The following is a 25,241-nucleotide window of genomic DNA, read 5'->3' as shown; positions in this document are numbered from 1 at the left end:
GTCACTTCACGACGGAGTGACACTGCGAGGCCCGCTGCCTGCCGTTGACGTAGAACCGCGCGCACGCCTTGCCGTACTTCGGCAGCACCTGCGGTGCCGCGTGCCGCAGGGGGTCTCCCGAGCAGCTGTTGTGGGTGGCCCCGCGTGACGTCCGGTAGGTCCGGTTGTCGGTGTCCGTGTACGTGAAGTCGATCCTCCAGTTGCAGAACCTGGAGAACGTGGCGGCGATGCCCACACAGTCGACGCCCGCGAACTGATCGGTGATCCGTCGGCCCGACCCCTCGATCCGGTGGGTCAGGAAGCACCCGACGGGTACCTGAACCCCGACTCCGTGCAGTTCGTAGCTGAAGCTGCCGATCGTGGCCGTCCCCACGGCACTGGCCGACGCAGTACCCGCCGTCCCCAGCGCCGTCGCGGCGGCGAGCGCCAGCGCGCCGACCGCCCTGTGCGCGGTGCGGACGGTGGGGCGGACCTTGAACAGGACGTCGGGCAGCATCGGGCGTCTCCCTGCCGTGAGTAAAGCGGGTGCCGTCATCGAGCGATGACGGACCGCAGCTTCGCACGGAGATGGGCCCGCAAAGCCGTAAAGTCGCAGATCACAGGTGGAATCACCTGCAAGCGGTACGAGCTGCCCCCGCGCTGACGCGGCCCCTTTACTCCGCCTCGAAGTCGCCCGCCGCCACCCTCAGTGGCCGGAGCAGGGTGAAGATGTCGCCGCAGGATTCCGCGTCGTAGGCGCCGAGGCCGAAGTCCATGGTCATGAGGTCTCGGGTGGCGGCGTCGACGACTTCGCGGCCCTTGTCGGTGATGACGGCGAGGGTGCCGCGGCCGTCCTTGGGGTTGGGGCGTTTGGCGACCAGGCCCGTCTTGACCAGGCGGTCGACGGTGTTGGTGACCGAGGTGGGGTGGACCATCAGCCGTTCGCCGATCTTGGACATGGGCAGCTCCCCCTCCTTGGAGAAGGTGAGCAGCACCAGCGCCTCGTAGCGCGCGAAGGTCAGCCCGTACGGTTTGACCACGGCGTCGACCTCGGCCAGCAGGATCTGCTGGGCCCGCATGATCGAGGTGATCGCGGCCATCGAGGGCACGCTTCCCCAGCGCTGCTTCCAGAGCTCGTCCGCACGGGCGATGGGGTCGAAGGGGAGACTGAGAGGCTTGGGCACGTCATCAGACCCTACCGGCCGGTCATATCGCGAGCAGCCCCGTCTCGGCTTTCGGTCACCCGGCACCCCACGGCGAGCACCACACAGCACACCGTGCCCACCGCTCCCGCCGCCACGACGGCCGCCCGCACCCCCATGACCTCGGCCACCACCCCCGCCAGCGCCATCCCGACCCCCTGGATCGTCATCAGCCCGGCGCTCAGCAACGTCATCGCCCGCCCCCGCAGCTCCTCCGGCACCGCCCGCACGAACCACTGGTCGAGCCCGAGCGTGTACGCCGAGCACGCCCCGGCCAGCACCAGGAGCAGCAGCGACGGCCAGAGTCCGGGCGCAAGGGCATAACCGAGGTACGGCACCACCGCGAGGCACAGCAGCGGCAGCACGATCCGCTCCCGCGTCGCCGCCCCGAGCCGCGCCCCCGCGAACAGCTCCCCGGCGATCGTGCCGACGGGCAGCGCGCACATTAGCAGCCCCAGCCCGGTGGACCCCGCGCCGAGCGTGTGGGAGTACGGGGCGGCGAGCGCCTCGGGGAAGACGAGGAACATCGAGGGCACCCAGAAGACGAGCAGCAGCACGAGTACGCGCCGGTTGGCCAGGAGCGCACGGGTCCCGCCGCCCTTCTCCGCCCGCTCAGGCCGCCCCCGGGCCGGCCGCCGCCGGGTGCCGAAGCGCAGCAGCGCGGCCGAGGCGAGGAAGGTGCCGACCGTGATCAGCAGCGCGTGCCGGGGGCTGACGACGGTCAGCAGCAGCCCGCCCGTCCCGTACCCGACGAGCAGCGCGCTCTGCGAGACGATCCGGATCAGGGACCGCCCGAGCACGAAGGCGTCCCCGTCGCCGAGGACGTCCGCGAGGGTCGCCATCCGGGTGCCGGAGAACACCGGCGAGACGACGGCGACCCCGCAGCGCAGCCCCAGCAGCACCGCGACCCCCGTCCCCGGCACCACCATCACCGCCACGCACGCGGCACACACCAGGTCACACACCACCAGCACCCGCCGGGCCGGGAACCGGTCGGCGACCGGCGCGAGCAGGGTGCCCCCCAGCGCGTACGGCAGGAAACCCACCGCGAAGGCCAGCGCGCTCATCAGGGGCGAGGAGGTGAGGTCGTAGACGAGGACGGACAGCGCGATCTCGCTGACGACCATCCCGAGCAGGGACAGCACATGCGCGGCGAACAGGGCGCGGAACTCGGGGACGGCGAGGACGTGGCGGTATCCGGTACGGGGAGCCACCGGGGCCGTGGGCGGTGCGGACATGCCGGGCAGCCTGCCGGGGGCGGGACCGGTCGGCGTAGAGTTTCGGCTCCAGCCGAATGTCAGGGGGGAGCGGTCATGGCCTCGCACCTGCACTTCGGTGAGGACGACTTCCTGAACTGCCGGTTCGCCGTCTCCCCGCTGTGGGAGACGCAGGACGCGGTGCGCACGCTGCGCCGCCCCGACCGGCAGGGCTACCACGTGCCCTGGCTGCGCCGCATCCGTACGGCGGCCGCCGGCCTGGACCTCGCCCCCCTGTGGCTGCTGATGCCCCGCCGGGGCCACTCCCCCGACTGGCTCGGGGCGCCGCCCATCGGCCCGGCGGCCACCTTCGAGGAGGAGATCGCGGCGGTACGGGCGGCCGACCCGGAGGCGGCCCGCGAGGACACCGCACGCTCGCTGGCCTGCACTCCGGGCGCGCTGACCTCGGAGCAGGGCCGGGCCTGGCTCGCGGACCCGGTGCGGATGGTGCGGGAGCTGGCGGACGCCCTGGAGGTGGCCTGGCGGGTGCTGGTGGAGCCGGAGTGGCCCCGGCTGCGGGCGCTGCTGGAGGCGGACGTCGCCTTCCACTCGCGCCGCCTCGCCGAGGTCGGCCTCGGCACCCTGCTGCCCGAGCTGGACGCCCGGCTGAGCTGGGACGGCCGCACGCTGACCCTGCCGGGCGGGGTGTACGAGCGCCGGCTCGGCGGGCGGGGCCTGGTGCTGATGCCGAGCGTGTTCTGCTGGCCGGACGTGATCACCGGCTTCGACCCGCCCTGGCAGCCGACCCTCGTCTATCCGGCGCGCGGTGTCGGCGCCCTGTGGGCCGAGCCGGGCACCCGCACCCCGGACGCCCTGGTGCGCCTGCTGGGCCGCAACCGCGCGGCCGTACTGGCGGCCCTGGACGACCCGGCCTCCACCACCGCCCTGGCCCACCGCCTCGGCCTCGCCCCCTCCTCCGTCTCGTCCCACCTGACGGTCCTGCGCGAGAGCGGCCTGCTGACGGCCCGCCGGTACGGGCATCAAGTGCTGTACGAAAGAACGCCGTTGGGGATGGCGCTGGCCTCAGGAGGATGAGGGGGGCATGCGCACACCCCGGCCCCTGCCGGACCGGGGTGTGCGGGGGCGTCAGGCGCCCAGATGCCGTTCCACGGTCTCGACCTTGGAGGTGAGGCCGTCGGTGACGCCGGGGCGGATGTCGGCCTTGAGGACCAGGGAGACGCGGGGCGCGCGGGCCTCGACGGCGGCGACGGCGCGCTTGACGACGTCCATCACCTCGTCCCACTCGCCCTCGACGGAGGTGAACATGGCGTCGGTGCGGTTCGGCAGCCCGGACTCGCGGACCACGCGGACGGCGTCGGCGACGTACTCCCCCACGTCCTCCCCGACGCCGAGGGGTGTCACGGAGAAGGCGACGATCATGCGTTCACGATTCCTTCCTCGCGGGCGCGGGCCGCGATGACGGCGTTCTCGGACTCCCGGCGCAGCTTGCGCTCGGCGAAGAAGCCGCCGGTGGGCAGCACCGAGAGGACGAAGTAGAGGGCGGCGGTGCCGAAGCTCCAATTGGTCCGGTTCCAGGCGTCCAGCCAGAAGATCACGTACAGGACGAAGAGCACGCCGTGGACCGCGCCCATCACGGGGACCCCGTTGAAGTCCGTGGTCCGCTTCAGCACCGAGCACAGCAGCAGGACGAGGAAGGACACGGCCTCCGGCGCCGAGACCAGGCGGAGGCGGCGGAGGGCGGATGCGGTCTTGAGGTCCACGGGTCACCTTCGGGGGAACGTTTGCTGGAGGGCGGGGTCCGGCCGGTGGAGGGCCGGCTCATGATCCGCTTTGTGAACGGAAGCACAAGCGTCCTCCCATTGTGACAAACGGTGCCCCTAGGGGTGTGCTCAGGGTCGTTCTCCACCCGTGGGCCCTGTTCTCTCCACCCGGCCGGAGGCTACTTTCACGGTGTGGCGATGTTCCGACTGCAGGGAAGCAAGGTCCTCGCCGTCGACGTGACCGGGGACGCCGTGAAGGCGAAGAACGGCTCGATGGTCGCGTACGACGGGCAGATGGCCTTCAAGAAGCTGAGCGGCGGCGGTGAGGGGCTGCGCGGGATGGTGACGCGGCGGCTCACCGGCGAGCAGATGACGGTGATGGAGGTGAGAGGACAGGGGACCTGCTGGTTCGCGGACCGGGCGGCCGAGATCAATCTCGTCGCCCTGCGCGGCGACACGCTGTACGTGGAGTCGAGCAACCTGCTGGCGACCGATGCCGGGCTGCGCACGGGCACCACCTTCACCGGGCTGCGGGGCGCCTCCCAGGGCAACGGGCTGTTCACCACGACCGTGGAGGGCACCGGCCAGGCCGCGATCCTGTCCGACGGTCCGGCGGTGGTGCTCCGGGTCAGCCCGCAGTACCCGCTGACCGTCGATCCGGGCGCCTACATCGCCCACCAGGGGAACGTACGGCAGTCCTTCCAGTCCGGCGTCACCTTCCGCACCCTGATGGGCGAGGGCGGCGGGGAGGCGTTCCAGCTCCGCTTCGAGGGCGACGGGCTGGTCTATGTGCAGCCCAGCGAGCGGAACACGATCGCGGGGGACCTGTGAGATGAGCTTCCGGGAGATCAACTCCAAGATGGTCGAGGCCCGGCTGGCGCCGGGGCAGCGGCTGTTCAGTCAGCGCGGGGCGATGCTGGCGTACACCGGTGAGGTGTCCTTCACCCCGAACATGCAGAGCGGGCAGGGCGGGGTGATGTCGATGCTCGGGCGCCGGGTCGCCGGGGAGGCGGCTCCGCTGATGACGGTGGAGGGCAGCGGCACGGTCCTGTTCGGGCACGGCGGCCATCACGTCCATGTCATCTCCCTCACCGGCGACACCCTGTACGTGGAGGCGGACCGGCTGCTCGCCTTCGAGGGCTCGCTGCGGCAGGGCACGATGTTCCTCGGCTCGCAGGGCGGGGTGATGGGCCTGGTGCGCGGCCAGGCGACCGGGCAGGGCCTGTTCACCACCACCCTCCAGGGCCACGGCGCGGTCGCGGTGATGGCGCACGGCGGGGTCTTCGAGCTGCCCATCACTCCGCAGCGCCCGGTCCATGTGGACCCCCAGGCGTACGTCGCCCATCACGGCGAGGTGCGCAACAAGCTGTCCACCGCGCTGGGCTGGCGGGACATGGTGGGGCGCGGCTCGGGCGAGGCGTTCCAACTGGAGCTGAGCGGCCACGGCACGGTGTACGTCCAGGCGTCGGAGGAGAAGCTGTGAGCGGTTACCCGAGCGCGGGCGGCCCGGTGGTCTTCGACCCGGTGACGCTCCCTGCCGACGACAACGTGAACCCGTACACCTTCTGTGTGGAGCTCAAGGGGAGCCAGTGGTTCCTGCAGAAGGGGAAGATGATCGCCTACTACGGGTCGATCGACTTCAACGGCATCGGGCACGGCCGGCTGGACCGGCTGGTGCGTACTTCCTTCCATTCGCCACTGCACGCGAGCGACTGGGTGGTGGCGGAGGGCTCGGGCAAGATGCTCCTCGCGGACCGGGCCTTCGACGTGAATTCGTACGACTTGGAACAGGGCAACCTGACCGTTCGCGCGGGCAACTTGATCGCTTTTCAGCCAAGCTTGGCACTCAAACAGTCGATCGTGCCGGGCTTTCTGACGCTCATCGGAACCGGAAAGTTCGTCGCCGCTTCCAACGGGCCGGTGGTCTTCATGGAGCCGCCGATCCGGGTGGACCCGCAGGCGCTGGTCGGCTGGGCCGACTGCCCCTCCCCCTGCCATCACTACGACCACTCCTATCTCACCGGCGTGCTGGGCGGTCTACGTGCGATGACGGGGATCGGCGGGGCTTCCGGGGAGGAGCACCAGTTCGAGTTCACGGGTGCGGGGACGGTGCTGCTCCAGTCCAGCGAGACGCTGATGGCCGAGCCGTCCACGGGTGCTGTTCCGTCCGAGCCGGGGGTACCCGGAGGGGGCGCAGCAGGGCCGATGGGGCCCGGAACGGGGGCTTCCGGGGTACCGCGCCTTCCCGGACAGCTAGGAGACCTCCAGCGTCGCTTCGGGCTGTGAGCGGTAGTCTGCGGAGTGTGACGTCGAACGCGTGCGCACAGTCACATCACCCAGAGTAGTTCGCCATTCAACTTCTTAGGTAGACTTCATTCATGGAGACCGAGACGGCCACGCACTGGCTGACCGATGCGGAGCAGTGCGCCTGGCGCACCCACCTGGAGGTCAACAGGCTGTTGACGTACCAGCTAGAGAAGGATCTTCAGCCGTTCGGCCTGACGATGAACGACTACGAGATCCTCGTCAATCTGTCCGAGTCGGAAGACATGCGGATGCGGATGAGCGACCTGGCGGGCGCGACCATGCAGTCCAAGAGCCGCCTCTCGCATCAGATCACGCGCATGGAGAACGCGGACCTGGTCCGCCGGGAGAACTGCGAGTCGGACCGGCGCGGCCTCTTCGCCGTCCTGACCGAGCACGGGCTGGAGACGATGCGGAAGGTGGCCCCGCACCACGTGGCCTCCGTCCGCCGCCACTTCATCGACCTCCTCTCCCCCGACGCCCTCCAGGACCTCGACAAGTCCCTCAAGCCCATCGCGGAGCATCTCCGCGACCAACGCGGCCGCCCGTAAGCCGCCCGGTGGGCCGGCGGTGACCCCGCGGGCCCGCTCAACCGGTCACAGAAGAGCGCCCCATCCGCCCGACGCGCCGTATCCGGCGCGCGGGAGGGTGGGGCGCTCTCCTGCCTACGAGCCCCGCTGTCGACGAGCCCCGCTGTCGACGGACCTCAGCCCTGCGTAAGGCCCTCGACCAGTTCGTCCGCCGCGCGGTACGGGTCGAGGGTGCCGGTGACGATGCGGTCGGCGAGGGTGGAGAGGCGGCGGTCGCCGTGGAGGTCGCCGATGCGTTCGCGGAGGGTGGTGACCGCGATGGTCTCCACCTCGCGGGCCGCTCGGGCGCGACGGCGTTCGGCGAGGACGGAGTGTTCCTCCATCCAGGCCCGGTGCTTCTCCAGGGCCTCGACGACCTCGTCGATGCCTTCCGCGCGGGCCGCGACCGTCTTGACGATCGGGGGGCGCCAGTCGCCGGGGCCTCGGGCCTCGCCGAGGCCGAGCATGTGGTTCAGCTCGCGGGCGGTGGCGTCGGCGCCGTCGCGGTCGGCCTTGTTGACGACGTAGACGTCACCGATCTCCAGGATTCCGGCCTTGGCCGCCTGGATGCCGTCGCCCATGCCCGGCGCCAGCAGGACCACGGAGGTGTCGGCCTGGGAGGCGATCTCCACCTCGGACTGGCCGACGCCGACCGTCTCGACCAGGATCACGTCGCAGCCGGCCGCGTCCAGCACCCGGATCGCCTGCGGCGCGGCCCAGGCGAGCCCGCCCAGGTGACCGCGGGTGGCCATGGAGCGGATGTAGACGCCGGGGTCGGAGGCGTGGTCGGACATCCGGACCCGGTCCCCGAGTAGCGCGCCCCCGGAGAACGGCGAGGACGGGTCGACGGCGAGGACGCCGACCCGCTTGCCCTGCTTGCGGTACGCGGTGACCAGCGCGGAGGTGGAGGTGGACTTGCCGACGCCGGGCGAGCCGGTCAGACCGACCACGTACGCGTTGCCGGTCAGCGGGGCGAGCGCCGCCATCACCTCCCGTAGCTGCGGGGACGCCCCCTCGACCAGGGAGATCAGCCGGGCCACGGCCCGGGGCCGGCCTTCCCTGGCCTCGGCCACCAGAGAGGAGACGTCCCGCATCACACAGCTCCGTTCACTCGCGCACACCGCCGGAAAAGAAGATCTAGCCCTTGGGTACCCGCACGATCAGCGCGTCACCCTGCCCGCCGCCACCGCACAGCGCGGCCGCGCCGACCCCGCCGCCCCGGCGCTTCAGCTCCAGCGCCAGGTGCAGCACCAGCCGGGCGCCGGACATGCCGATCGGGTGGCCGAGGGCGATGGCACCGCCGTTGACGTTCACCTTTTCCGTGGACACCCCGAGGTCGTCCATTGACTGCACGGCGACCGCCGCGAACGCCTCGTTGATCTCGACGAGGTCCAGGTCGGAGACCGTCAGGCCCTCCTTGCCCAGCGCATGCTGAATGGCGTTGGACGGCTGCGACTGGAGGGAGTTGTCGGGACCGGCGACATTGCCGTGCGCGCCGATCTCCGCGAGCCACTCAAGGCCCAGCTCCTCCGCCTTCGCCTTGCTCATCACGACCACCGCGGCCGCGCCGTCGGAGATCTGCGAGGAGGACCCGGCGGTGATGGTGCCGTCCTTGGTGAAGGCGGGCCGGAGCCGGCCGAGCGACTCGGCGGTGGTGTCCCCGCGGATGCCCTCGTCCTTGCTGAACAGCACCGGGTCACCCTTGCGCTGCGGGATCTCCACCGGGGTGATCTCGGCCTCGAACAGGCCGTTCTTCTGCGCGGCCGCGGCCCGCTGGTGGGACAGCGCGGCGATCTCGTCCTGCGCGGCCCGGCCGATGCCGAGGCGGGTGTTGTGCTTCTCCGTGGACTCGCCCATGGCGATGTTCTCGAAGGAGTCGGTCAGCCCGTCGTGGGCCATCGAGTCCAGCATCTCGATCGCGCCGTACTTGAAGCCCTCGCGGGACTTCGGCAGCAGATGCGGGGCGTTGGTCATCGACTCCTGGCCGCCCGCGACCACGATGTCGAACTCACCCGCGCGGATGAGCTGGTCGGCCAGCGCGATCGCGTCGAGGCCGGAGAGGCAGACCTTGTTGACGGTGAGCGCCGGCACGTTCATCGGGATGCCGGCCTTGACCGCCGCCTGGCGGGCCGGGATCTGACCGGCACCCGCCTGGAGCACCTGGCCCATGATCACGTACTGGACCTGGTCGCCGCTGATCCCGGCGCGGTCGAGGGCCGCCTTGATGGCGAAGCCGCCCAGGTCGGCACCCGAGAAGGACTTCAGCGAACCGAGCAACCGTCCCATGGGCGTCCGAGCGCCCGCGACGATCACAGAGGTGGTCTTTCCAGAAGACATGAGCTGCGATCCCCTTACCGGCCTGCACAGCCGAGGAGTGAACGAGGGTTTACTTCGAATGTACTGAGCGGTACCGGAGCCCGTCATCGCCATTGCGGTGTGATCGCGCGCACGTTGCGTAACCACCGCCGGAGCGCTGCACTGAAACCATGCTGACGCGAATCGACCACATCGGGATCGCCTGCCACGACCTCGACACCACCGTCGAGTTCTACCGGACGACCTACGGCTTCGAGGTGTTCCACACCGAGGTGAACGAGGAGCAGGGCGTCCGGGAGGCCATGCTCAAGATCAACGAGACCTCGGACGGCGGCGCCTCCTACCTCCAGTTGCTGGAGCCGACGCGGGAGGACTCCGCGGTCGGCAAGTGGCTGGCCAAGAACGGGGAGGGCGTCCATCACATCGCCTTCGGCACCGCGGACGTGGACGCGGACGCCGCCGGCATCCGCGACAAGGGCGTACGCGTGCTGTACGACGAGCCCCGCATCGGTTCCATGGGGTCCCGGATCACCTTCCTGCACCCCAAGGATTGCCACGGAGTCCTGACAGAACTGGTCACTTCGGCGGCAGTTGAGTCACCTGAGCACTGACTCTCGTACATAAGGGCCGGTAGGGTTGGGGGCGGTCGTCCCCGAACACGGGGGACGACCGATGCCGGGGTCCGGGTTTCGGGGGACGAGCGTCGGGGCAGCAGCCCGTGCTCCGCCGTTGATCTGACACCATTCCCCGGAGGGCCCCGTCCGGCGGATGGACGGTGCTCGTCGGAGAAATTCACCAGGGGACGGATGGGACCGCGCAGTGCGGGGCTACGAGAGCCAGGAGCGAGAGCCGGCGGCTGACGTCGACCACCTCTCTCGGTTCGAGGCCGAGATGAAGCGGCTGAAGACCGAGCGGGAAAAGGCGATCCAGCACGCCGAGGACCTCGGCTACCAGGTCGAGGTGCTGCGCGCCAAGCTGCACGAGGCGCGCCGCACCCTGATGACCCGTCCCGCCTACGACGGCGGTGACATCGGGTACCAGGCCGAGCAGTTGCTCCGCAACGCCCAGGTGCAGGCCGACCAGTTGCGGCAGGACGCCGAGCGCGAGCTGAGCCAGGCCCGCGCGCAGACCCAGCGCATCCTCCAGGAGCACGCCGAGCACTCCGCCCGGCTCCAGGCGGAGCTGCACCAGGAGGCGGTCACCCGCCGCCAGCAGCTCGACCAGGAGCTGGCCGAGCGCCGCCAGACGGTCGAGTCCCACGTCAACGAGAACGTGGCCTGGGCCGAACAGCTCCGCGCCCGTACCGAGCAGCAGGCCCGCCGGCTGCTGGACGAGTCGCGCGCCGAGGCCGAGCAGGCCATGGCCGCCGCCCGCGCCGAGGCCGAGCGGCTGACCCACGAGGCCCGTGAGCGGCTGCGCACCGACGCGGAGGCGGCCCGCAGCGAGGCCGAGCAGATCCTGCGCCGGGCCCGTACCGACGCCGAGCGGCTGCTGAACGCCGCCTCCTCGCAGGCGCAGGAGGCCACCGACCACGCCGAGCAGCTCCGTACCTCCACCGCCAGCGAGTCCGACGCCGCGCGCCGGCAGGCCGCCGAGCTGAGCCGCACCGCCGAGGAGCGGATGGCGGAGGCCGAGCGCGCCCTGCGCAGCGCCCGCTCCGAGGCGGAGAAGCTGGTAACCGAGGCGAAGGAGGCCGCCGCCAAGGCGCTGGCAGGCGCCGACGCCGCCAACGAGACCCGGACCCGTACCGCCAAGGAGCAGGTCGCCCGGCTGGTCAGCGAGGCCACCAAGGAGGCCGAGACCACCAAGGCGGACGCCGAGCAGATCGTCGCGGATGCCCGTGCCGAGGCGGAGAAGATCCTCGCCGAGGCCGGGGAGAACGCCCGCAGCGCCACCGCCGAGGAGACCGCGAGCCAGCTCTCCAAGGCCGCCCGGACGGCCGAGGAGGTCCTGAACAAGGCCGCCGAGGACGCCCGGAAGACCACCAAGGCCGCCACCGAGGAGGCCGAGCGCATCCGCTCGGAGGCCGAGGCGGAGGCGGACCGGCTGCGTGCCGAGGCGCACGACATCGCCGAGGAGCTCAAGGGCACGGCGAAGGACGACACCAAGGAGTACCGGGCCAAGACGGTCGAGCTGCAGGAGGAGGCCCGGCGCCTGCGCGGCGAGGCCGAGCAGCTCCGCGCCGACGCGGTCACCGAGGGCGACTCCATCCGCGCCGAGGCCCGCCGGGAGGCGGTCACCCAGATCGAGGAGGCGGCCAAGTCCGCCGAGGAACTCCTCGCCAAGGCGAAGGCGGACGCGGACGAGCTGCGCAAGACCGCCACCACCGACAGCGAGAAGGTCCGCACCGAGGCCATCGAGCGGGCGACCAGCCTGCGCCGGCAGGCCGAGGAGACCCTCGAGCGCACCCGTAAGGAGGCCGAGCGGCTCAAGGCCGAGGCCGAGGAACGGGCGGAAACGGTCGGGGCGGAAGCCGAGAAGGCCGCGCGCGAGCTGCGCGAGGAGGCCGAGAAGGCCGCCGAGGCGCGCCGCGAGGAGGCCGCCGGTGAGCTGACCCGGCTGCAGACCGAGGCGCAGGAGCGCCTGGAGTCGGCCGAGCAGGCGCTGACCGAGGCCCGCGAGGAGGCGTCCCGTATCCGCCGCGAGGCCGGCGAGGAGGCCGAGCGGCTGCGTTCGGAGGCCGCCGAGCGCATCCGTACGCTCCAGGAGCAGGCCGCGGCCGAGGCCGAGCGGCTGCGCGACGAGGCCGCGGCGGACGCGTCCGCCTCGCGTGCCGAGGGCGAGTCGGTGGCCGTGCGGCTGCGGTCGGAGGCCGCGGCCGAGGCCGAGCGGCTCAAGGCCGAGGCGCAGGAGAGTGCCGACCGGGTCCGCGCGGAGGCGCAGGCCGCCGCCGAGCGGCTGGGCACGGAGGCGTCCGAGACGCTGGCCGCCGCCCAGGAGGAGGCCGCCCGGCGCCGCCGCGAGGCGGAGGAGCTGCTCGGCGCCGCCCGCGAGGAGGCGGACCAGGAGCGCGAGCGGGCCCGCGAGCAGAGCGAGGAGCTGCTCGCCGCGGCGCGCACCCGCGTGGAGGAGGCGCAGGCCGAGGCGACCCGGCTGGTGGAGGAGGCGGACCGCCGGGCCACCGAGATGGTGTCCGCCGCCGAGACCCACGCGGCGCAGGTACGGGACTCCGTCAGCGGGCTGCACGAGCAGGCGCAGGAGGAGATCACCGGGCTGCGTTCGGCCGCCGAGCACGCGGCGGACCGTACCCGGCGCGAGGCCGAGGAGGAGGCGGACCGGGTCCGCACCGACGCCTACGCCGAGCGGGAGCGGGCCAGCGAGGACGCGACGCGGCTGCGCCGGGAGGCGAGCGAGGAATCGGAGGCGGCCAAGGCGCTCGCCGAGCACACGGTCGCCGAGGCGGCCGAGGAGTCGGAGCGGCTGCGCTCGGAGGCCGCCGAGTACGCGCAGCGGGTGCGCACCGAGGCGTCGGACAAGCTGGCGGAGGCCGACCAGGCCGCGTCCCGGACCCGGGCGGACGCCCGCGAGGACGCCAACCGCATCCGCTCGGACGCGGCGACGCAGGCCGACACCCTCATCACCGAGGCGAGTTCCGAGGCGGAGCGGCTCCAGAATGAGACGGCCGCCGAGGCCGAGCGGGTCCGTGCCGAAGCGGTGGCGAACGCCGAGCAGTTGATCGCGGACGCGACCGACGACGCCGAGCGGCTGCGCGCCGAGGCGGCGGAGACGGTCGGTACGGCGCAGCGGCACGCGGAGCGGATGCGCGCCGAGGCCGAGCGGGTCAGGTCCGAGGCGGAGACGGAGGCCGAGCGGCTGACCAGCTCCGCCCGCGAGGAGGCCGACCGGACGCTGGACGAGGCGCGCAGCGAGGCCAACAAGCGGCGCTCGGAGGCGGCCGAGCAGGTCGACACCCTCATCTCGGAGACGGCGGCCGAGGCGGACAAGCTGCTCGCGGAGGCGCGGCAGCAGGCGCAGCAGGCCACCGCGGACGCGGAGGGCCAGGCCGACTCGATGGTGGGCGCGGCCCGCACCGAGGCCGAGCGGATCGTGTCGGCGGCGACGGTGGAGGGCAACTCCCGTGTGGAGAAGGCCCGTACGGACGCCGACGAGTTGCTGGTCGGCGCGCGCCGGGACGCGACCGCGATCCGGGAGCGGGCGGAGGAGCTGCGCGAGCGGGTCACCTCGGAGATCGAGGAGCTGCACGAGCGGGCCCGCCGGGAGGCGGCCGAGACGATGAAGTCGACGGGCGACCGCTGCGACGCGCTGATCAAGGCGGCCGAGGAGCAGCTCGCCAAGGCGCAGGCGAAGGCCAAGGAGCTGGTGTCGGAGGCCAACTCCGAGGCGGGCAAGGTGCGGATCGCCGCCGTGAAGAAGGCGGAGGGTCTGCTCAAGGAGGCCGAGCAGAAGAAGACCAGGCTCGTCAAGGAGGCCGAGGACCTGAAGGCCGAGGCGATCCGCGAGGCGCGGCGCACGGTCGAGGAGGGCAAGCGGGAGCTGGAGATCCTGGTGCGCCGCCGCGAGGACATCAACACCGAGATCTCGCGCGTGCAGGACGTGCTGGAGGCGCTGGAGTCGTTCGAGGGCCCGGCGGGCAAGGACAGCGGGGTCAAGGCGGGAGCGACGGTGGGTCCGCCCCGGTCGGGTGGCAAGAACTCCGACGCGTAGTACGGGGATCGGGACGGGGCATGGCAAGTTTTCGGGGGGTCAGCCACCCGAAAGAGGTGTCATTCTCCAGACCAAACACGTATCCGCTCGATGACACACCGCTTCGGCGCCTAGGATTCCCTCTATCACCTCACCGGTCTCATTCGACAGGAACCCCATGAGCGACACTTCCCCCTACGGCTTCGAGCTAGTGCGGCGTGGATACGACCGCGCTCAGGTGGACGAACGCATCTCCAAGCTCGTCTCCGACCGTGACAGCGCGCTCTCCCGGATCACCGCACTGGAGAAGCGCATCGAGGAGCTCCACCTCGAAACGCAGAACGCCCAGGCCCAGATCACCGACGCGGAGCCGTCGTACGCGGGTCTGGGCGCGCGGGTCGAGAAGATCCTGCGCCTTGCCGAGGAGGAGGCGAAGGACCTGCGCGAGGAGGCCCGGCGCGCCTCCGAACAGCACCGTGAGCTGGCCGAGTCGGCCGCCCAGCAGGTGCGCAACGACGCGGAGTCGTTCGCCGCCGAGCGCAAGGCGAAGTCCGAGGACGAGGGCGTCCGGATCGTCGAGAAGGCCAAGGGCGAGGCGTCGCAGCTCCGCGCCGACGCGCAGAAGGACGCGCAGTCCAAGCGCGAGGAGGCGGACGCCCTCTTCGAGGAGACCCGCGCCAAGGCCGCGCAGGCCGCCGCCGATTTCGAGACGAATCTCGCCAAGCGCCGCGAGCAGTCCGAGCGGGACCTGGCGTCGCGTCAGCAGAAGGCGGAGAAGCGGCTCGCGGAGATCGAGCACCGCGCCGAGCAGCTCCGTCTGGAGGCGGAGAAGCTGCGCACCGACGCCGACCGCCGTGCGCGCCAGACGGTGGAGACGGCGCAGCGTCAGGCCGAGGACATCGTGGCGGACGCCAACGCCAAGGCGGACCGCATCCGTTCGGAGTCCGAGCGGGAGCTGGCGGCGCTGACCAACCGCCGCGACAGCATCAACGCCCAGCTCACCAACGTCCGCGAGATGCTCGCCACGCTGACGGGTGCCGCGGTCGCCGCCGCCGGCTCCCCGGTGGAGGACGAGACGGCGGGCCGCGGTGTGCCGGCGCAGCAGACCCGGTAACACCTCGGGCGCGTTCCCGCTGAGCGCGGGCGAAGCCCTCTGCCGCCGGCGCGGCAGGGGGCTTCGGCCGCTCTCGGCGGTGTTCGGACACGCCCCGTGACCCTTTGGCTTTACTTTCTCTTGAGCGGAACCGGGCAGCCCCGGTTATCCTCCTAACCCTTACGGGGGCACGCGCTGCGCTGTCCTGAACCTTCCGATGGGTGCGGAGCATGATCGAGGCTGTTGGCCTGACCAAGCGGTACGGCGACAAGACCGCCGTGCACGACCTCTCCTTCCAGGTGCGTCCCGGCGCGGTGACCGGTTTCCTCGGGCCCAACGGCTCCGGCAAGTCGACGACCATGCGGATGATCCTCGGGCTGGACAACCCCACCGCCGGCTCGGTGACCATCGGCGGCTTCCCGTACCGCAAGCTGCCCAACGCGCCCCGTCAGGTCGGCGCGCTGCTCGACGCCAAGGCGGTGCACGGCGGCCGCAGCGCCCGCAACCATCTGCTGAGCCTCGCCCAGCTCTCCGGCATCCCGGCCCGCCGGGTGGACGAGGTGCTCGGGGTCGTCGGGCTGCAGGAAGTGGCCCGCAAGCGCTCCAAGGGCTTCTCGCTCGGCATGGGCCAGCGCCTCGGCATCGCGGCGGCTCTGCTGGGCGACCCGCAGGTGCTGCTGTTCGACGAGCCGGTCAACGGCCTCGACCCCGAGGGCATCCTCTGGGTCCGCAATCTGATGAAGGCGCTCGCCGCGGAGGGCCGTACGGTCTTCGTCTCCTCGCACCTGATGAGCGAGATGGCGCTGACCGCCGACCATCTGATCGTGATCGGGCGGGGTCAGTTGCTCGCCGACATGAGCGTGACCGACTTCATCTCGGCCAATTCCGCCGACTTCGCGCGCGTGCGCACCCCGGACAGCGAGCCGCAGCAGCGGGAGAAGCTGACCTCGGCGCTGACCGAGGCGGGCGGCCATGTGCTGCCCGAGCTGGACGGCGCGCTCCGGGTGACCGGTCTCGCCCTCCCCCGCATCAGCGACCTGGCGCACGAGGCGGACGTACGGCTGTGGGAGCTGTCGCCGCACCAGGCGTCGCTGGAGGAGGCGTACATGCGGATGACGCAGGGCGCCGTCGACTACCGCTCCACCGTGGACCAGCGCTCCGGGCTCCAGCAGCCGCTGCCGCCCGGTGTGCAGCCCCCGATGCCGGTGCCGGGCCAGGGCCAGCCGGGCTGGTACGCCCCGCCGCCGCCCCAGCCGGGCGCCCCGTACGCCCCGCCGGCGCCCACCGCTCCCGGCCCGCAGCCGCCGAACCCGTACGCCGCGCCCGCCGAACCGACCAAGCCCGAGGACCCCCGATGAGCCACCAGCAGCCCCCGATGCCCGAGGCGCCCCAGGCGTCCGGCGGTCTCCAGTCCGGCTACAGCTCACCGATCCCGGTCACGCCCACGCATCTCGGGCACGCGCTGGCCTCGGAGTGGACGAAGATGAAGTCGGTGCGCTCCACGGTGTGGACGCTCGGCGTGTTCGTGGCTCTGGTGGTCGGCATCGGCCTGCTGGCCGCCGTCGCGGTCCGGGGCGCCGGTGAGCTGGACGGCCAGAACCCGCTGACCCTCGGCTTCTTCGGGCTGCTGCTCGGCATGATGTGCGTGATGACGCTGGGTGTGCTGACCACGGCGTCCGAGTACGGCACGGGCATGATCCGTACGACGATGACCGCGTGCCCGAGCCGGGGCCGGGTGCTGGCGGCCAAGTCGATCGTGTTCTTCGTGGTCGCCTTCGTGGTGACGCTGGCGACGGTGTCGCTGGTGGCGCTGATCCAGACCTCGATGCTGGAGGGCAACGGCACCCGGACCCCGTCCGGCGCGGAATGGCTGAAGGCCACGCTCGGCATCAGCCTCTACATCGCGCTGCTCGGCCTGCTGTCGCTGCTGGTCGGCTCGATGATCCGGCACTCCGCGGGCGCCATCACCATCATGATCGGCGCGGTGCTGGCCCCGCTGGTGATCGCGCTGTTCATGAACGCCGGCTCGCTGGAGAAGGTGCAGCAGGCGCTGCTGGAGTACTCGATCCCGAGCCAGATGGGCGTGTTCTACGACAACACCCTCAGCCACTCCGGGCCCTCGGGCTGGGAGCCGCTGTGGATCATGCTGGGCGTGACCGCGGCGGCGTTCGCCGGGGCGTACGCGCTGCTGGAGAGCCGGGACGTGTAACCCCGCGCACCTTCAGAACCTGGGCGAGTTTCCGGACCGCCGTACCCGTGTGGTGCGGCGGTCCCGTGCGTTCCAGCACGCCTTGTGCCAGTGCCGCCGGTCGTCGACGCCCACGTGCTCCGGCCAGGCCACCACGTGCGGGACGCCGGAGGGGATCACCTGGTCGCAGCCGGGGCAGCGGTAGGTCTTGCCCTCGGCGCTCGCCCCGGCGACATGGCGGACGTTCCACTCCTCGCCCTGCCAGGACTCGGTGGACTGCCAGCCGCCGTACCGGCCCGACCGGTCGTCCTCGGCACCTCGGCCGGACGAGTCTGCCGCCTTGGGTCGGTTGCGACGCGGGGACACGGGACACCTCTTGGGGCTATACAGGGAGCACGGGCCGCGTCCAGCCTACGCGGCACCGGCCGGGGGTAGGCGTAGGGCGCCAACCCGTACAAGTCCCCTACCAGGCCGATCCATTCCAGCAGAGAAGCGACCATTCTGCAGACAATCCGCAAATCCCTCCACGAAGCCGTGTCCTGGGCACGTGTCATGTGGTTATGCCGGTCGGGGGAGCTCCCGGTCGGAGCCAAGGAAGCGGGAAATGCGATGCGCGTAGGAAGTTTTGTGCTGGCGGCCCAGTATCCGGGCCAGGGCGCCGGAGAGGCCCTGCACCGGGCGGTGCGCTCCGCCGAGGTGGCCGACGAGGCCGGGCTCGACACGGTATGGCTGGCCGAGCACCACTTCGTGCCGTACGGCACCTGTCCGTCGGCCGTCACCCTGGCCGCCCTGCTGCTGGGCCGCACCCGCCGCGTCCGGGTCGGCACCGCGGTCAGCGTGCTGCCCACCGTCCACCCGGTGGCCCTCGGCGAGCAGGCCGCGCTGCTGCACGTCACCAGCGGCGGCCGGTTCACCCTGGGCGTCGGCCGGGGCGGGCCCTGGGTCGACCTGGAGGTGTTCGGCGCCGGGCTCGGGGCGTACGAGCGGGGCTTCCCCGAGGCGCTGGACCTGCTGCTGCGCTGGCTGCGCGAGCCCTCGGTCGGCGCCTCCGGCGAGCGGTACGCGTTCCGCGAGGTGCCGGTGGTGCCGCGCCCGGCGGACGCGCTGACCGAGACGCCGGGCCCGGAGGTGGTGGTGGCGTGCACCTCGCCGAAGAGCGTGCGGCTGGCGGCGGAGCGGGGTCTGCCGATGCTGCTGGGGATGCACGTCGGGGACGAGGAGAAGGCCGAGATGGTGGCGCTCTGGCGGCGCCACGCCCGCGAGTCGGGCCGCTCGCCCGAGGAGACCGCGGCGGCCGGCCATGTCTCGGCCGGGGTCTGCCAGCTCGCGGACAGCCGCTCCGACGCAGTGGAGACACTGCTGAAGGCCATGCCAGGCTGGCTGAAACGGGGCCTTGAAGCCCATATGACGGTGGACGGCCGGGCGCGCGCGATGCGCGACCCGTACGCCTACACCGAACTGCTCTGCGGGCTGCACCCGGTGGGTACGCCCCGGCTGGCCGCGGATCGTCTCGCGGCCACCGCGGAGCGGACCGGGATCTCCCGCTTCGCTCTGCTCGTCGAGGGCTCCGGCGATCTGGACGCGACCGAGGAGAACCTGCGGCGCCTGGGCGCCGAGGTGCTCCCCCAGTTGCGCTGACCGCCGGAGCCGGCGTCGCACGTGTGCGTCAGCAGTCCCGCAGCTCCGGGGACTGGTTGAGGAGCTGGGCGCGCACCGAGGTGAAGCGGGCCAGCCTCTCGTCCACCGACGGGTCCAGCGGGAACACCGCCACCCGGTGGCAGTTCTGGAAGGCCAGACGTACGCCGAAGTGGCGCTGGAGAGCACCGCGTATGGCGTCGCTGGCGAGCGCGCGCAGCAACTGGCCGCGCGCCTGCTCGTCCGGCGGGGGCGTCTGGTTGTCGGCGAAGGGTCCGCCGTCCACCTTCAGCCGGGCCACCAGGGAGCTGATCATCTCCCACGCAAAGGGCAGGGAGGTCCGGACGCAGTCGACGAATTCTGCTTCGTCGACCTCGCCTCGCTCGGCCTGTTCCAGTAGGGCCGGTGAGACGTCGAGCGACATGGGTTCTCCTCTCGCACCCCCGATGGACAGGGGTTGCCGGACAGAAAAGGGAGTGCGCGACACCGGAGACGCTCCGTACCCCCACGCGGCCTCCCTGCTCCTACGGTAGGCAACCGTCGGTGACCACACCAGCAGAATGCGTATATGGAACGGTCGTACTGCGGTCACAATCGGCCAGGGATGAACAAGAGTTATCAGGGACAATTGGGGTGGCCCGTCGGACGGGCGGGACGCCGGGCACCGGGTGGGACGCGGGCGAATCGCGTGCACGGGTGCGCGTCGAGTAGCGTTGCCGACCATGCGTCTCGTCATTGCCCGGTGTTCGGTCGACTACGCCGGCCGGCTCACCGCCCACCTGCCCTCGGCCCCCCGCCTGATCCTGGTCAAGGCGGACGGCAGCGTCTCCATCCACGCGGACGACCGGGCCTACAAGCCCCTCAACTGGATGTCGCCGCCCTGCACCCTGAAGGAGGGCACGGGTGACGAGGCGGGCGTGTGGACCGTCATCAACAAAGCGGGCGAGAAACTGATCATCACGATGGAGGAAGTCCTCCACGACTCGTCCCACGAACTGGGCGTGGACCCCGGTCTGATCAAGGACGGCGTGGAAGCGCACCTCCAGGAGCTGCTCGCCGACCGCATCGAGACGCTCGGCGAGGGCTACACCCTGATCCGCCGCGAGTACATGACGGCGATCGGCCCGGTCGACATCCTCTGCCGGGACGCCAACGGCGGCACGGTCGCCGTGGAGATCAAGCGGCGCGGCGAGATCGACGGCGTGGAGCAGCTCACCCGCTATCTGGAGCTGCTCAACCGCGATCCCCATCTCGCCCCGGTGCGCGGGGTGTTCGCGGCCCAGGAGATCAAGCCCCAGGCCCGCGTGCTGGCCACGGACCGGGGCATCGGCTGCCAGGTCCTCGACTACAACGCCATGCGCGGCATCGAGGACGACAAGCTCCGCCTGTTCTGATCCCCTGAACCCTCAGATCACCGGCGGTTCGGTGCTCGCGCTCACCGGGGTCTCGGTGGTCTCCGTGGCCTCGGTGGAGGCGGGCGCGGACGCCGTGGCGCTGTCGGCCGGGCCACTGGCCGAGGTCGAGGTGGTCGGGGGTGTGGTGGGGTCGTCCGGAGGCGTCGTCTCCGGGTCGGTCGGCTCCTGGCTGGTCGGCTCGTCGTCGGGGTCGCTCGGGGACGTCGTGGGCCTGCCGGTCTTGGTCGGCTTGCCCGTGGGCCCGGTGGAGCCGCCGCCGTGCGACGGCTCGGGGCTCGTCCCGCCCCCGGTGCCCCGCGTGCCCGTCGGATCGGCGCTCGGGCTGCCCGTGGTGGCGGACGGCGAGGGGTCGTCCGAGGTGCCGGGGGTGCCGTCCGGGCCGGGGCCGACCGGGCGGGTGGTGGTGACGCCGGCCGGGGTGGGTTCGTCGCGCTTCGGGACGGCGCCCAGCGTGCCGTCGTCCAGGTCCTGGGTCGCGGTCGGGTTGCCGCCCACATTGCTCGCCGGGTTGCGTCCGGCGCCCTCGTCGGAGGTCATGCCGAGGGTGACGACGGTGCCGAGTACGGCGACCAGCAGCGCGCCGGACCCGGCGGCCACCAGATTGCGCCGCGCGATGGCCCGTACCCCGGTGCGCTCCTTCGCCGCGCCGGGCTGCCGGGCGACGACGGTCTCCGGCCCGTAGCCGTACGACGGGGTAAGCGCGGCCGGGACCGGGGCGAGCGGCGCAGTGCGGGCGGGTGCGGGCTCCTCGGCGGCCATCAGCGCGGCCAGGCCCGGCAGATCGCCGCTGCGGTCCGCGACCAGGGCGAGCGCGCGACGGCCCGCGACGGTGCCCCGCATGTCGGAGAGCGCGGTGCGCATCCCGTGCGAGACCTCCAACTCCGAGCGCGCGCGGTCCAGTTGGCCGTCGACCAGGGCGAGGATGCCCAGCTCGTGGTGGAAGTAGGCGCGCTCCGGGACGTCCTGGGCGAGGCGGGCGGCCTCGGACCCGGCGTGCAGGGCCTGTTCCCACGCGGTCCAGTGCAGCCCGGCGGCGAAGGCGGCGCCGGCCGCGTGGGCGAGCCGGACGGCGGTCGCCTGCTCGTCCTCGCCCCCGTCGGCCGGTTCGGTGCCGGGCAGCACGGTCTCCAGCGCGGTCAGCACCGCCGCGGCCTCCGCGCACACGCGTTCCGGGGTGACGGAGGGGTGGGCGGCCCACCAGGCGTAGTGCCGGGCGGCGGCACGGGCCTCGGCGGGGGCGTCCTCGTCGTATCCGGCGGCCTCCAACTGGGCGCGCACCCCGGCCGCGAGGCGGTAGCGGGGGCCGGCCGGGGAGACGAGCCCGCAGCCGAGGAGTTCGCCGAGCGCGGCGTCGGCGTGGGTGTCGCCGACCAGGGCCGGCAGATGCGCCGGGTGCGGCAGCTCGCCGTCCAGGGCGACGGCGAAGCGCAGGGCGGCACGGGCGGAGGTGCCGAGCCGGGAGGCGAGCAGCGGGGCGGGCGCGGCGGCCTCCGCGAGGGAGGGCAGCGGCACCTCCTCGGCCTCCTCGTCCTCCAGCGGCAGGTCGAGCACCGCGTCGGCGGGGCCGCGTACGTCCTCGAAGACGCCGTACTCGTCCACCACGCCGCCGCTGGCGCGCAGTTGCTCGCGCTGGCGGAGCAGGGCGCCGGCCTGGACGAAGCGCAGCGGCAGGCCCTCGGACTCGAACCAGAGGTCGCCGGCCCAGACGGCCTCCTCCTCGGTCAGGTCCCGGCCCACCGACCGCTGGAGGATCTCCACCCCGGCGGCGCGGTCGAGTCCGGGCAGGCCGACCTCCTCGATGTCACCGGCGGCCGCGGGGGTGTCCGGGGTGGCGGCGAGGAGGAAGGCGCACTCGGGGGCGGCTTCGAGCAGGTCGGTGAGGGCGGTGCCGCCGAACTCCAGGTCGTCGATGAGGACGACGGCGCCGATCTCCTTGACGGTCTCGCGCAGTTCGTCCGGCTGGAGGCGGTGGCGGGGGGCGTCGTAGACGGTGTGGAAGAGGTCGCGCAGCAGGTCCTCGGGGGTGCGGTGCAGGCCGTCCAGCCGGACCACGCCGTCGGGGGCGAGGTCGGCGCAGTCCTCCGCGACGAGGTCGAGCAGGGCGGTGCGGCCGGAGCCGCCGGGGCCGGTGAGGCGGACGGTACGGCCGCGGGTGAGCAGCCGGACCAGCCGCTCGCGTATCTCCTGACGCTCCAGCAACTCTGGGGCAGCCACCCGGTGTCCGGGCGGGGCGGGCGGCAGGGCGGCCCGCTCGTACTCGGCGCGGGCGGCCGGGGTGCGCTTGGCGGGGGCTTCCGGGCGCTCGTGCGGCGGGCAGGGTTCTATCTCGCTGCCGTCGACCGGGTTGACGGTGAGCAGGAAGTCGCCGCAGACCAGCCGGGTGGTACGGGCGGGCACGGGGCCGCTCGGGGCGAAGTCGGCGGTGAGGGGGTCCCGGGGCGGACGGCGGCTCAGTGCCTGACCGTGGTCCTCGGTTCCCGGAAAGTTCGGGTCCATGGGTTCAAAGCCCCCAAAAGCGTCGTGTGCCGATCTCGGCCCCTCCCGGCCTGCCGCACATCGCGCTGTCGCTTCTGGTCCGGGCCCGCTCGCGGATTACACGAGGCGGCGGGCGACCGAACCCTAAACCGTCGGCAGGGGTCCCCGACAGGGCGGGGTGCCGGACGGCCCGAGAGATCCGGGAGATCACCTTCCGGTGAGGTATGTGCGCGACGCGCCGTTCGGGACGACTTGGAGCCTGCCCCGGTTCCGGAACCTCACACGCGGGGCAGCGACTCCACGCCGACTCCGCCCTCGATGGCGAGAATGCGGTGCAGCCGGGTGGCCACGAGCAGCCGCTGCATCTGCGGCGGCACCCGGCGCAGCACCAGACGCCGGCCGCAGCGGCCCGCGCGCCGGTGTGCGCCCATGATGACGCCGAGTCCGGTGGCGTCCCAGGAGTCCAGTTCGGACAGGTCCAGCACCAGATCGCCGATCCCGTCGTCGAGGGCCGCGTGGAGGGCCGTACGGGCGTCCGCCGCGCTGCGGACGTCGAGGCGCCCCCCGACGACCAGCTCGGCGTGGTCGCCCCTGATGTACATATGCGCTCCCCGTTGAGTGCGAGTGGCGTTCTCCGTGACGGTGCTGTGCAACGTCTGACTGTGTGGGTGTCGATGCGGTTGCTGGTTGTAAGCGAACCGATACCGAATTCACCCGCGGGGGTGATCCCCCTGAGCGGTTGTACGGACGCGCACGGGATCGGCGGGTGATCCGGACGCGGTCAGTACGTGTAGAAGCCCTGCCCGCTCTTGCGGCCGATGTCACCGGCGTCCACCATCCGGCGCATCAGCTCCGGCGGGGCGAACTTCTCGTCCTGGCTCTCGGTGTAGATGTTGCCGGTGGCGTGCAGCAGGATGTCGACCCCGGTGAGGTCGGCGGTGGCCAGCGGGCCCATGGCGTGCCCGAAGCCCAGCTTGCAGGCGAGGTCGATGTCCTCGGCGGTGGCCACGCCCGACTCGTAGAGCTTGGTGGCCTCGACCACGAGGGCCGAGATGAGGCGGGTGGTGACGAACCCGGCGACGTCGCGGTTGACGACGATGCAGGTCTTGCCGACCGACTCGGCGAACTCCCGCGCGGTGGCGAGGGTTTCGTCGCTGGTCTTGTAGCCCCGGACCAGCTCGACGAGCTGCATCATCGGCACCGGCGAGAAGAAGTGGACGCCGACCACGCGCTCGGGGTGCTCGGTGGCGGCCGCGATCTTGGTGATCGGGATGGCGGAGGTGTTGGAGGCGAGCACGGCGTCCGGGCGCACGATCTTGTCGAGCGCGCGGAAGATCTCGTGCTTGACCTCCAGCTTCTCGAAGACCGCCTCGATCACGACGTCCGCGTCGGCGACGTCGTCCAGGTCGGTGGTCGGGGTGATCCGGGCGAGGGCCGCCTCGGCGTCGGCCGCGTCCAGCTTGCCCTTGGCGACGAACCTGTCGTAGGAGGCCCGGATGCCGTCGGTACCGCGCTTGAGCGCCTCGTCGGTGACGTCGCGCAGAACCACGTCCCAGCCGGCCTGTGCGGCGACCTGGGCGATGCCGGACCCCATGAGACCGGCCCCGATGACGGCGAGCTTCCCTGCCACTCCGACTCCCCTTACGCGCTGTTTATGGTTCCTCTCGGCGGACATTAGCGCTCGGGCGACGCCTTGAGGACCGTAAGTAATGCGTGTCACGGTCTCACGGCGTGAGACACCCGTCACGTTCCGGTTGTGCCGCTCCGGTCCGTCAAATCCGCACCGCTTCGCGCCCTTTGGGGCAACTACGCTGGCCGTATGGTCAATCTGACGCGCATCTACACCAGGACCGGCGACCAGGGCACCACCGCCCTCGGCGACATGAGCCGGACCGCCAAGACCGACCTCAGGATCTCCGCGTACGCGGACGCCAACGAGGCGAACGCGGTGATCGGCACCGCCGTCGCGCTGGGCGGGCTGGACCAGGAGGTCGTCACGGTCCTCACCCGGGTGCAGAACGACCTCTTCGACGTGGGCGCCGACCTGTCGACGCCGGTGGTGGAGAACCCTCAGTACCCGCCGCTGAGGGTCGAGCAGTTCTACGTGGACCGCCTTGAGGCGGACTGCGACCGGTTCAACGAACGGCTGGAGAAGCTGCGGTCGTTCATCCTGCCCGGCGGCACCCCCGGCGCGGCCCTGCTGCACCAGGCGTGCACGGTGGTCCGGCGGGCCGAGCGCTCCACCTGGGCCGCCCTGGAGGTGCACGGCGAGACGATGAACCCCCTCACCGCGACCTACCTCAACCGCCTCTCCGACCTCCTCTTCATCCTGGCCCGCACGGCCAACAAGGAGACCGGCGACGTGCTGTGGGTACCGGGGGGCGAGCGCTAGGGCCGGGTACGGCGAAGGGGGCGCCTCCGCGAGACGCCCCCTTTGCGACCTC

The 25,241-nt window shown here is 72.0% G+C and carries 25 protein-coding genes; 13 read left to right on the top strand and 12 right to left on the bottom strand.

Annotated elements, in window-relative coordinates; all coding sequences use genetic code 11:
• Position 1: 1 nt before the first annotated feature.
• From E5083_RS04065 to E5083_RS04055, 3 genes are all read right to left on the bottom strand, one after another.
• Positions 2–496 (bottom strand): hypothetical protein, encoded by a 495-nt coding sequence (locus tag E5083_RS04065; RefSeq protein ID WP_244317365.1) that lies wholly within the window; start codon positions 494–496, stop codon positions 2–4.
• Between the two features lie 157 nt (positions 497–653).
• Entirely contained in the window at positions 654–1,163 is a 510-nt protein-coding gene (locus tag E5083_RS04060; RefSeq protein WP_135784168.1) for a MarR family winged helix-turn-helix transcriptional regulator, read from the bottom strand.
• A gap of 11 nt (positions 1,164–1,174) precedes the next feature.
• Positions 1,175–2,419 carry an MFS transporter gene (locus E5083_RS04055; RefSeq protein WP_135784167.1) on the bottom strand — a complete coding sequence of 415 codons (1,245 nt, stop codon included), beginning with the start codon at positions 2,417–2,419 and terminating at the stop codon, positions 1,175–1,177.
• A 75-nt stretch (positions 2,420–2,494) separates the two neighbouring features.
• Between E5083_RS04055 and E5083_RS04050 the strand changes: the two genes are divergently transcribed.
• Positions 2,495–3,472 carry an ArsR/SmtB family transcription factor gene (locus tag E5083_RS04050; RefSeq protein WP_135784166.1) on the top strand — a complete coding sequence of 326 codons (978 nt, stop codon included), beginning with the start codon at positions 2,495–2,497 and terminating at the stop codon, positions 3,470–3,472.
• A gap of 51 nt (positions 3,473–3,523) precedes the next feature.
• On the opposite strand, the gene E5083_RS04045 is transcribed toward E5083_RS04050, so the two are convergent.
• Positions 3,524–3,817, bottom strand: coding sequence for an MTH1187 family thiamine-binding protein (locus E5083_RS04045; protein ID WP_093798987.1), 294 nt, complete (start codon positions 3,815–3,817; stop codon positions 3,524–3,526).
• Positions 3,814–4,158 carry a DUF3817 domain-containing protein gene (locus tag E5083_RS04040; RefSeq protein ID WP_135784165.1) on the bottom strand — a complete coding sequence of 115 codons (345 nt, stop codon included), beginning with the start codon at positions 4,156–4,158 and terminating at the stop codon, positions 3,814–3,816. Before E5083_RS04040 ends, E5083_RS04045 begins: the two co-directional genes overlap by 4 nt.
• 198 nt (positions 4,159–4,356) lie before the next feature.
• Here E5083_RS04040 and E5083_RS04035 point away from each other — a divergent pair, with 198 nt between their 5' ends.
• From E5083_RS04035 to E5083_RS04020, 4 genes are all read left to right on the top strand, one after another.
• Positions 4,357–4,989, top strand: coding sequence for an AIM24 family protein (locus tag E5083_RS04035; protein WP_135784164.1), 633 nt, complete (start codon positions 4,357–4,359; stop codon positions 4,987–4,989).
• A 1-nt stretch (position 4,990) separates the two neighbouring features.
• A complete protein-coding gene (locus E5083_RS04030) occupies positions 4,991–5,641 on the top strand; it encodes an AIM24 family protein (protein WP_135784163.1) in 651 nt (216 codons plus the stop codon).
• Entirely contained in the window at positions 5,638–6,444 is an 807-nt protein-coding gene (locus tag E5083_RS04025) for an AIM24 family protein (protein ID WP_135784162.1), read from the top strand. The genes E5083_RS04030 and E5083_RS04025 overlap by 4 nt, the downstream gene beginning before the upstream one ends.
• A 92-nt stretch (positions 6,445–6,536) precedes the next feature.
• The gene (locus E5083_RS04020; RefSeq protein WP_086695678.1) at positions 6,537–7,013 is read left to right on the top strand and encodes a MarR family winged helix-turn-helix transcriptional regulator; all 477 of its coding nucleotides are present in this window, start codon (positions 6,537–6,539) and stop codon (positions 7,011–7,013) included.
• A gap of 155 nt (positions 7,014–7,168) precedes the next feature.
• On the opposite strand, the gene meaB is transcribed toward E5083_RS04020, so the two are convergent.
• Complete coding sequence (gene meaB, locus E5083_RS04015) at positions 7,169–8,125, bottom strand: methylmalonyl Co-A mutase-associated GTPase MeaB (protein ID WP_135784161.1); 957 nt, start codon at positions 8,123–8,125, stop codon at positions 7,169–7,171.
• 43 nt (positions 8,126–8,168) lie between these two features.
• A complete protein-coding gene (locus E5083_RS04010; protein ID WP_208753946.1) occupies positions 8,169–9,368 on the bottom strand; it encodes an acetyl-CoA C-acetyltransferase in 1,200 nt (399 codons plus the stop codon).
• A gap of 149 nt (positions 9,369–9,517) precedes the next feature.
• Here E5083_RS04010 and mce point away from each other — a divergent pair, with 149 nt between their 5' ends.
• From mce to E5083_RS03985, 5 genes are all read left to right on the top strand, one after another.
• A complete protein-coding gene (gene mce / locus E5083_RS04005; protein ID WP_135784159.1) occupies positions 9,518–9,958 on the top strand; it encodes a methylmalonyl-CoA epimerase in 441 nt (146 codons plus the stop codon).
• Positions 9,959–10,166: 208 nt separating this feature from the next.
• Positions 10,167–14,012 carry a polarized growth protein Scy gene (gene scy, locus E5083_RS04000; RefSeq protein WP_135784158.1) on the top strand — a complete coding sequence of 1,282 codons (3,846 nt, stop codon included), beginning with the start codon at positions 10,167–10,169 and terminating at the stop codon, positions 14,010–14,012.
• A 157-nt stretch (positions 14,013–14,169) separates the two neighbouring features.
• Positions 14,170–15,105: a coiled-coil domain-containing protein gene (locus E5083_RS03995; RefSeq protein ID WP_135784157.1), complete on the top strand. Its 936-nt coding sequence runs from the start codon at positions 14,170–14,172 to the stop codon at positions 15,103–15,105.
• A gap of 209 nt (positions 15,106–15,314) precedes the next feature.
• Positions 15,315–16,442 carry an ABC transporter ATP-binding protein gene (locus E5083_RS03990; RefSeq protein ID WP_244317364.1) on the top strand — a complete coding sequence of 376 codons (1,128 nt, stop codon included), beginning with the start codon at positions 15,315–15,317 and terminating at the stop codon, positions 16,440–16,442.
• Positions 16,439–17,293 (top strand): ABC transporter permease, encoded by an 855-nt coding sequence (locus tag E5083_RS03985; RefSeq protein ID WP_135784155.1) that lies wholly within the window; start codon positions 16,439–16,441, stop codon positions 17,291–17,293. Before E5083_RS03990 ends, E5083_RS03985 begins: the two co-directional genes overlap by 4 nt.
• A gap of 12 nt (positions 17,294–17,305) precedes the next feature.
• Here the strand turns inward: E5083_RS03985 and E5083_RS03980 are convergent, their stop codons facing one another.
• On the bottom strand, positions 17,306–17,638 hold the full coding sequence (locus tag E5083_RS03980; protein ID WP_135784154.1) for an ATP/GTP-binding protein: 333 nt from the start codon (positions 17,636–17,638) through the stop codon (positions 17,306–17,308).
• A 243-nt stretch (positions 17,639–17,881) separates the two neighbouring features.
• Here E5083_RS03980 and E5083_RS03975 point away from each other — a divergent pair, with 243 nt between their 5' ends.
• Positions 17,882–18,910 (top strand): LLM class flavin-dependent oxidoreductase, encoded by a 1,029-nt coding sequence (locus E5083_RS03975; protein WP_135784153.1) that lies wholly within the window; start codon positions 17,882–17,884, stop codon positions 18,908–18,910.
• Positions 18,911–18,938: 28 nt separating this feature from the next.
• Here E5083_RS03975 and E5083_RS03970 read toward each other — a convergent pair whose 3' ends face one another.
• Positions 18,939–19,331, bottom strand: a complete 393-nt coding sequence (locus tag E5083_RS03970) for an SCO5389 family protein (RefSeq protein ID WP_135784152.1) — start codon at positions 19,329–19,331, stop codon at positions 18,939–18,941.
• Between the two features lie 298 nt (positions 19,332–19,629).
• Here E5083_RS03970 and nucS point away from each other — a divergent pair, with 298 nt between their 5' ends.
• On the top strand, positions 19,630–20,301 hold the full coding sequence (gene nucS / locus E5083_RS03965; RefSeq protein WP_031181234.1) for an endonuclease NucS: 672 nt from the start codon (positions 19,630–19,632) through the stop codon (positions 20,299–20,301).
• A gap of 12 nt (positions 20,302–20,313) precedes the next feature.
• Here the strand turns inward: nucS and E5083_RS03960 are convergent, their stop codons facing one another.
• The 3 genes from E5083_RS03960 to E5083_RS03950 form a co-directional block, all read right to left on the bottom strand.
• Positions 20,314–22,818 carry an ATP-binding protein gene (locus E5083_RS03960; RefSeq protein WP_135784151.1) on the bottom strand — a complete coding sequence of 835 codons (2,505 nt, stop codon included), beginning with the start codon at positions 22,816–22,818 and terminating at the stop codon, positions 20,314–20,316.
• A gap of 257 nt (positions 22,819–23,075) precedes the next feature.
• Complete coding sequence (locus tag E5083_RS03955; RefSeq protein ID WP_031181232.1) at positions 23,076–23,399, bottom strand: STAS domain-containing protein; 324 nt, start codon at positions 23,397–23,399, stop codon at positions 23,076–23,078.
• 179 nt (positions 23,400–23,578) lie between these two features.
• Positions 23,579–24,427 (bottom strand): 3-hydroxyacyl-CoA dehydrogenase family protein, encoded by an 849-nt coding sequence (locus E5083_RS03950; RefSeq protein ID WP_135784150.1) that lies wholly within the window; start codon positions 24,425–24,427, stop codon positions 23,579–23,581.
• Positions 24,428–24,616: 189 nt separating this feature from the next.
• On the opposite strand from E5083_RS03950, the gene E5083_RS03945 reads away from it, so the two are divergent.
• Positions 24,617–25,189, top strand: a complete 573-nt coding sequence (locus E5083_RS03945) for a cob(I)yrinic acid a,c-diamide adenosyltransferase (RefSeq protein ID WP_135784149.1) — start codon at positions 24,617–24,619, stop codon at positions 25,187–25,189.
• Positions 25,190–25,241: the final 52 nt, after the last annotated feature.

This window comes from Streptomyces bauhiniae (assembly GCF_004784475.1).
GTDB classification, from domain to species: Bacteria; Actinomycetota; Actinomycetes; order Streptomycetales; family Streptomycetaceae; genus Streptomyces; species Streptomyces seoulensis.
This window is presented reverse-complemented; position numbering and strand designations above follow the sequence as displayed.

What these genes read in the sequence shown, in the direction of transcription:
- E5083_RS04065 (WP_244317365.1), bottom strand. Translation starts at nt 496, where the DNA reads ATGCTGCCCGACGTCCTGTTCAAGGTCCGCCCCACCGTCCGCACCGCG.
- E5083_RS04055 (WP_135784167.1), bottom strand. Translation starts at nt 2,419, where the DNA reads ATGTCCGCACCGCCCACGGCCCCGGTGGCTCCCCGTACCGGATACCGC.
- E5083_RS04050 (WP_135784166.1), top strand. Translation starts at nt 2,495, where the DNA reads ATGGCCTCGCACCTGCACTTCGGTGAGGACGACTTCCTGAACTGCCGG.
- E5083_RS04045 (WP_093798987.1), bottom strand. Translation starts at nt 3,817, where the DNA reads ATGATCGTCGCCTTCTCCGTGACACCCCTCGGCGTCGGGGAGGACGTG.
- E5083_RS04035 (WP_135784164.1), top strand. Translation starts at nt 4,357, where the DNA reads ATGTTCCGACTGCAGGGAAGCAAGGTCCTCGCCGTCGACGTGACCGGG.
- E5083_RS04030 (WP_135784163.1), top strand. Translation starts at nt 4,991, where the DNA reads ATGAGCTTCCGGGAGATCAACTCCAAGATGGTCGAGGCCCGGCTGGCG.
- E5083_RS04020 (WP_086695678.1), top strand. Translation starts at nt 6,537, where the DNA reads ATGGAGACCGAGACGGCCACGCACTGGCTGACCGATGCGGAGCAGTGC.
- meaB (WP_135784161.1), bottom strand. Translation starts at nt 8,125, where the DNA reads ATGCGGGACGTCTCCTCTCTGGTGGCCGAGGCCAGGGAAGGCCGGCCC.
- E5083_RS04010 (WP_208753946.1), bottom strand. Translation starts at nt 9,368, where the DNA reads ATGTCTTCTGGAAAGACCACCTCTGTGATCGTCGCGGGCGCTCGGACG.
- mce (WP_135784159.1), top strand. Translation starts at nt 9,518, where the DNA reads ATGCTGACGCGAATCGACCACATCGGGATCGCCTGCCACGACCTCGAC.
- E5083_RS03995 (WP_135784157.1), top strand. Translation starts at nt 14,170, where the DNA reads ATGAGCGACACTTCCCCCTACGGCTTCGAGCTAGTGCGGCGTGGATAC.
- E5083_RS03990 (WP_244317364.1), top strand. Translation starts at nt 15,315, where the DNA reads ATGATCGAGGCTGTTGGCCTGACCAAGCGGTACGGCGACAAGACCGCC.
- E5083_RS03985 (WP_135784155.1), top strand. Translation starts at nt 16,439, where the DNA reads ATGAGCCACCAGCAGCCCCCGATGCCCGAGGCGCCCCAGGCGTCCGGC.
- E5083_RS03975 (WP_135784153.1), top strand. Translation starts at nt 17,882, where the DNA reads ATGCGCGTAGGAAGTTTTGTGCTGGCGGCCCAGTATCCGGGCCAGGGC.
- E5083_RS03970 (WP_135784152.1), bottom strand. Translation starts at nt 19,331, where the DNA reads ATGTCGCTCGACGTCTCACCGGCCCTACTGGAACAGGCCGAGCGAGGC.
- nucS (WP_031181234.1), top strand. Translation starts at nt 19,630, where the DNA reads ATGCGTCTCGTCATTGCCCGGTGTTCGGTCGACTACGCCGGCCGGCTC.
- E5083_RS03960 (WP_135784151.1), bottom strand. Translation starts at nt 22,818, where the DNA reads ATGGACCCGAACTTTCCGGGAACCGAGGACCACGGTCAGGCACTGAGC.
- E5083_RS03955 (WP_031181232.1), bottom strand. Translation starts at nt 23,399, where the DNA reads ATGTACATCAGGGGCGACCACGCCGAGCTGGTCGTCGGGGGGCGCCTC.
- E5083_RS03945 (WP_135784149.1), top strand. Translation starts at nt 24,617, where the DNA reads ATGGTCAATCTGACGCGCATCTACACCAGGACCGGCGACCAGGGCACC.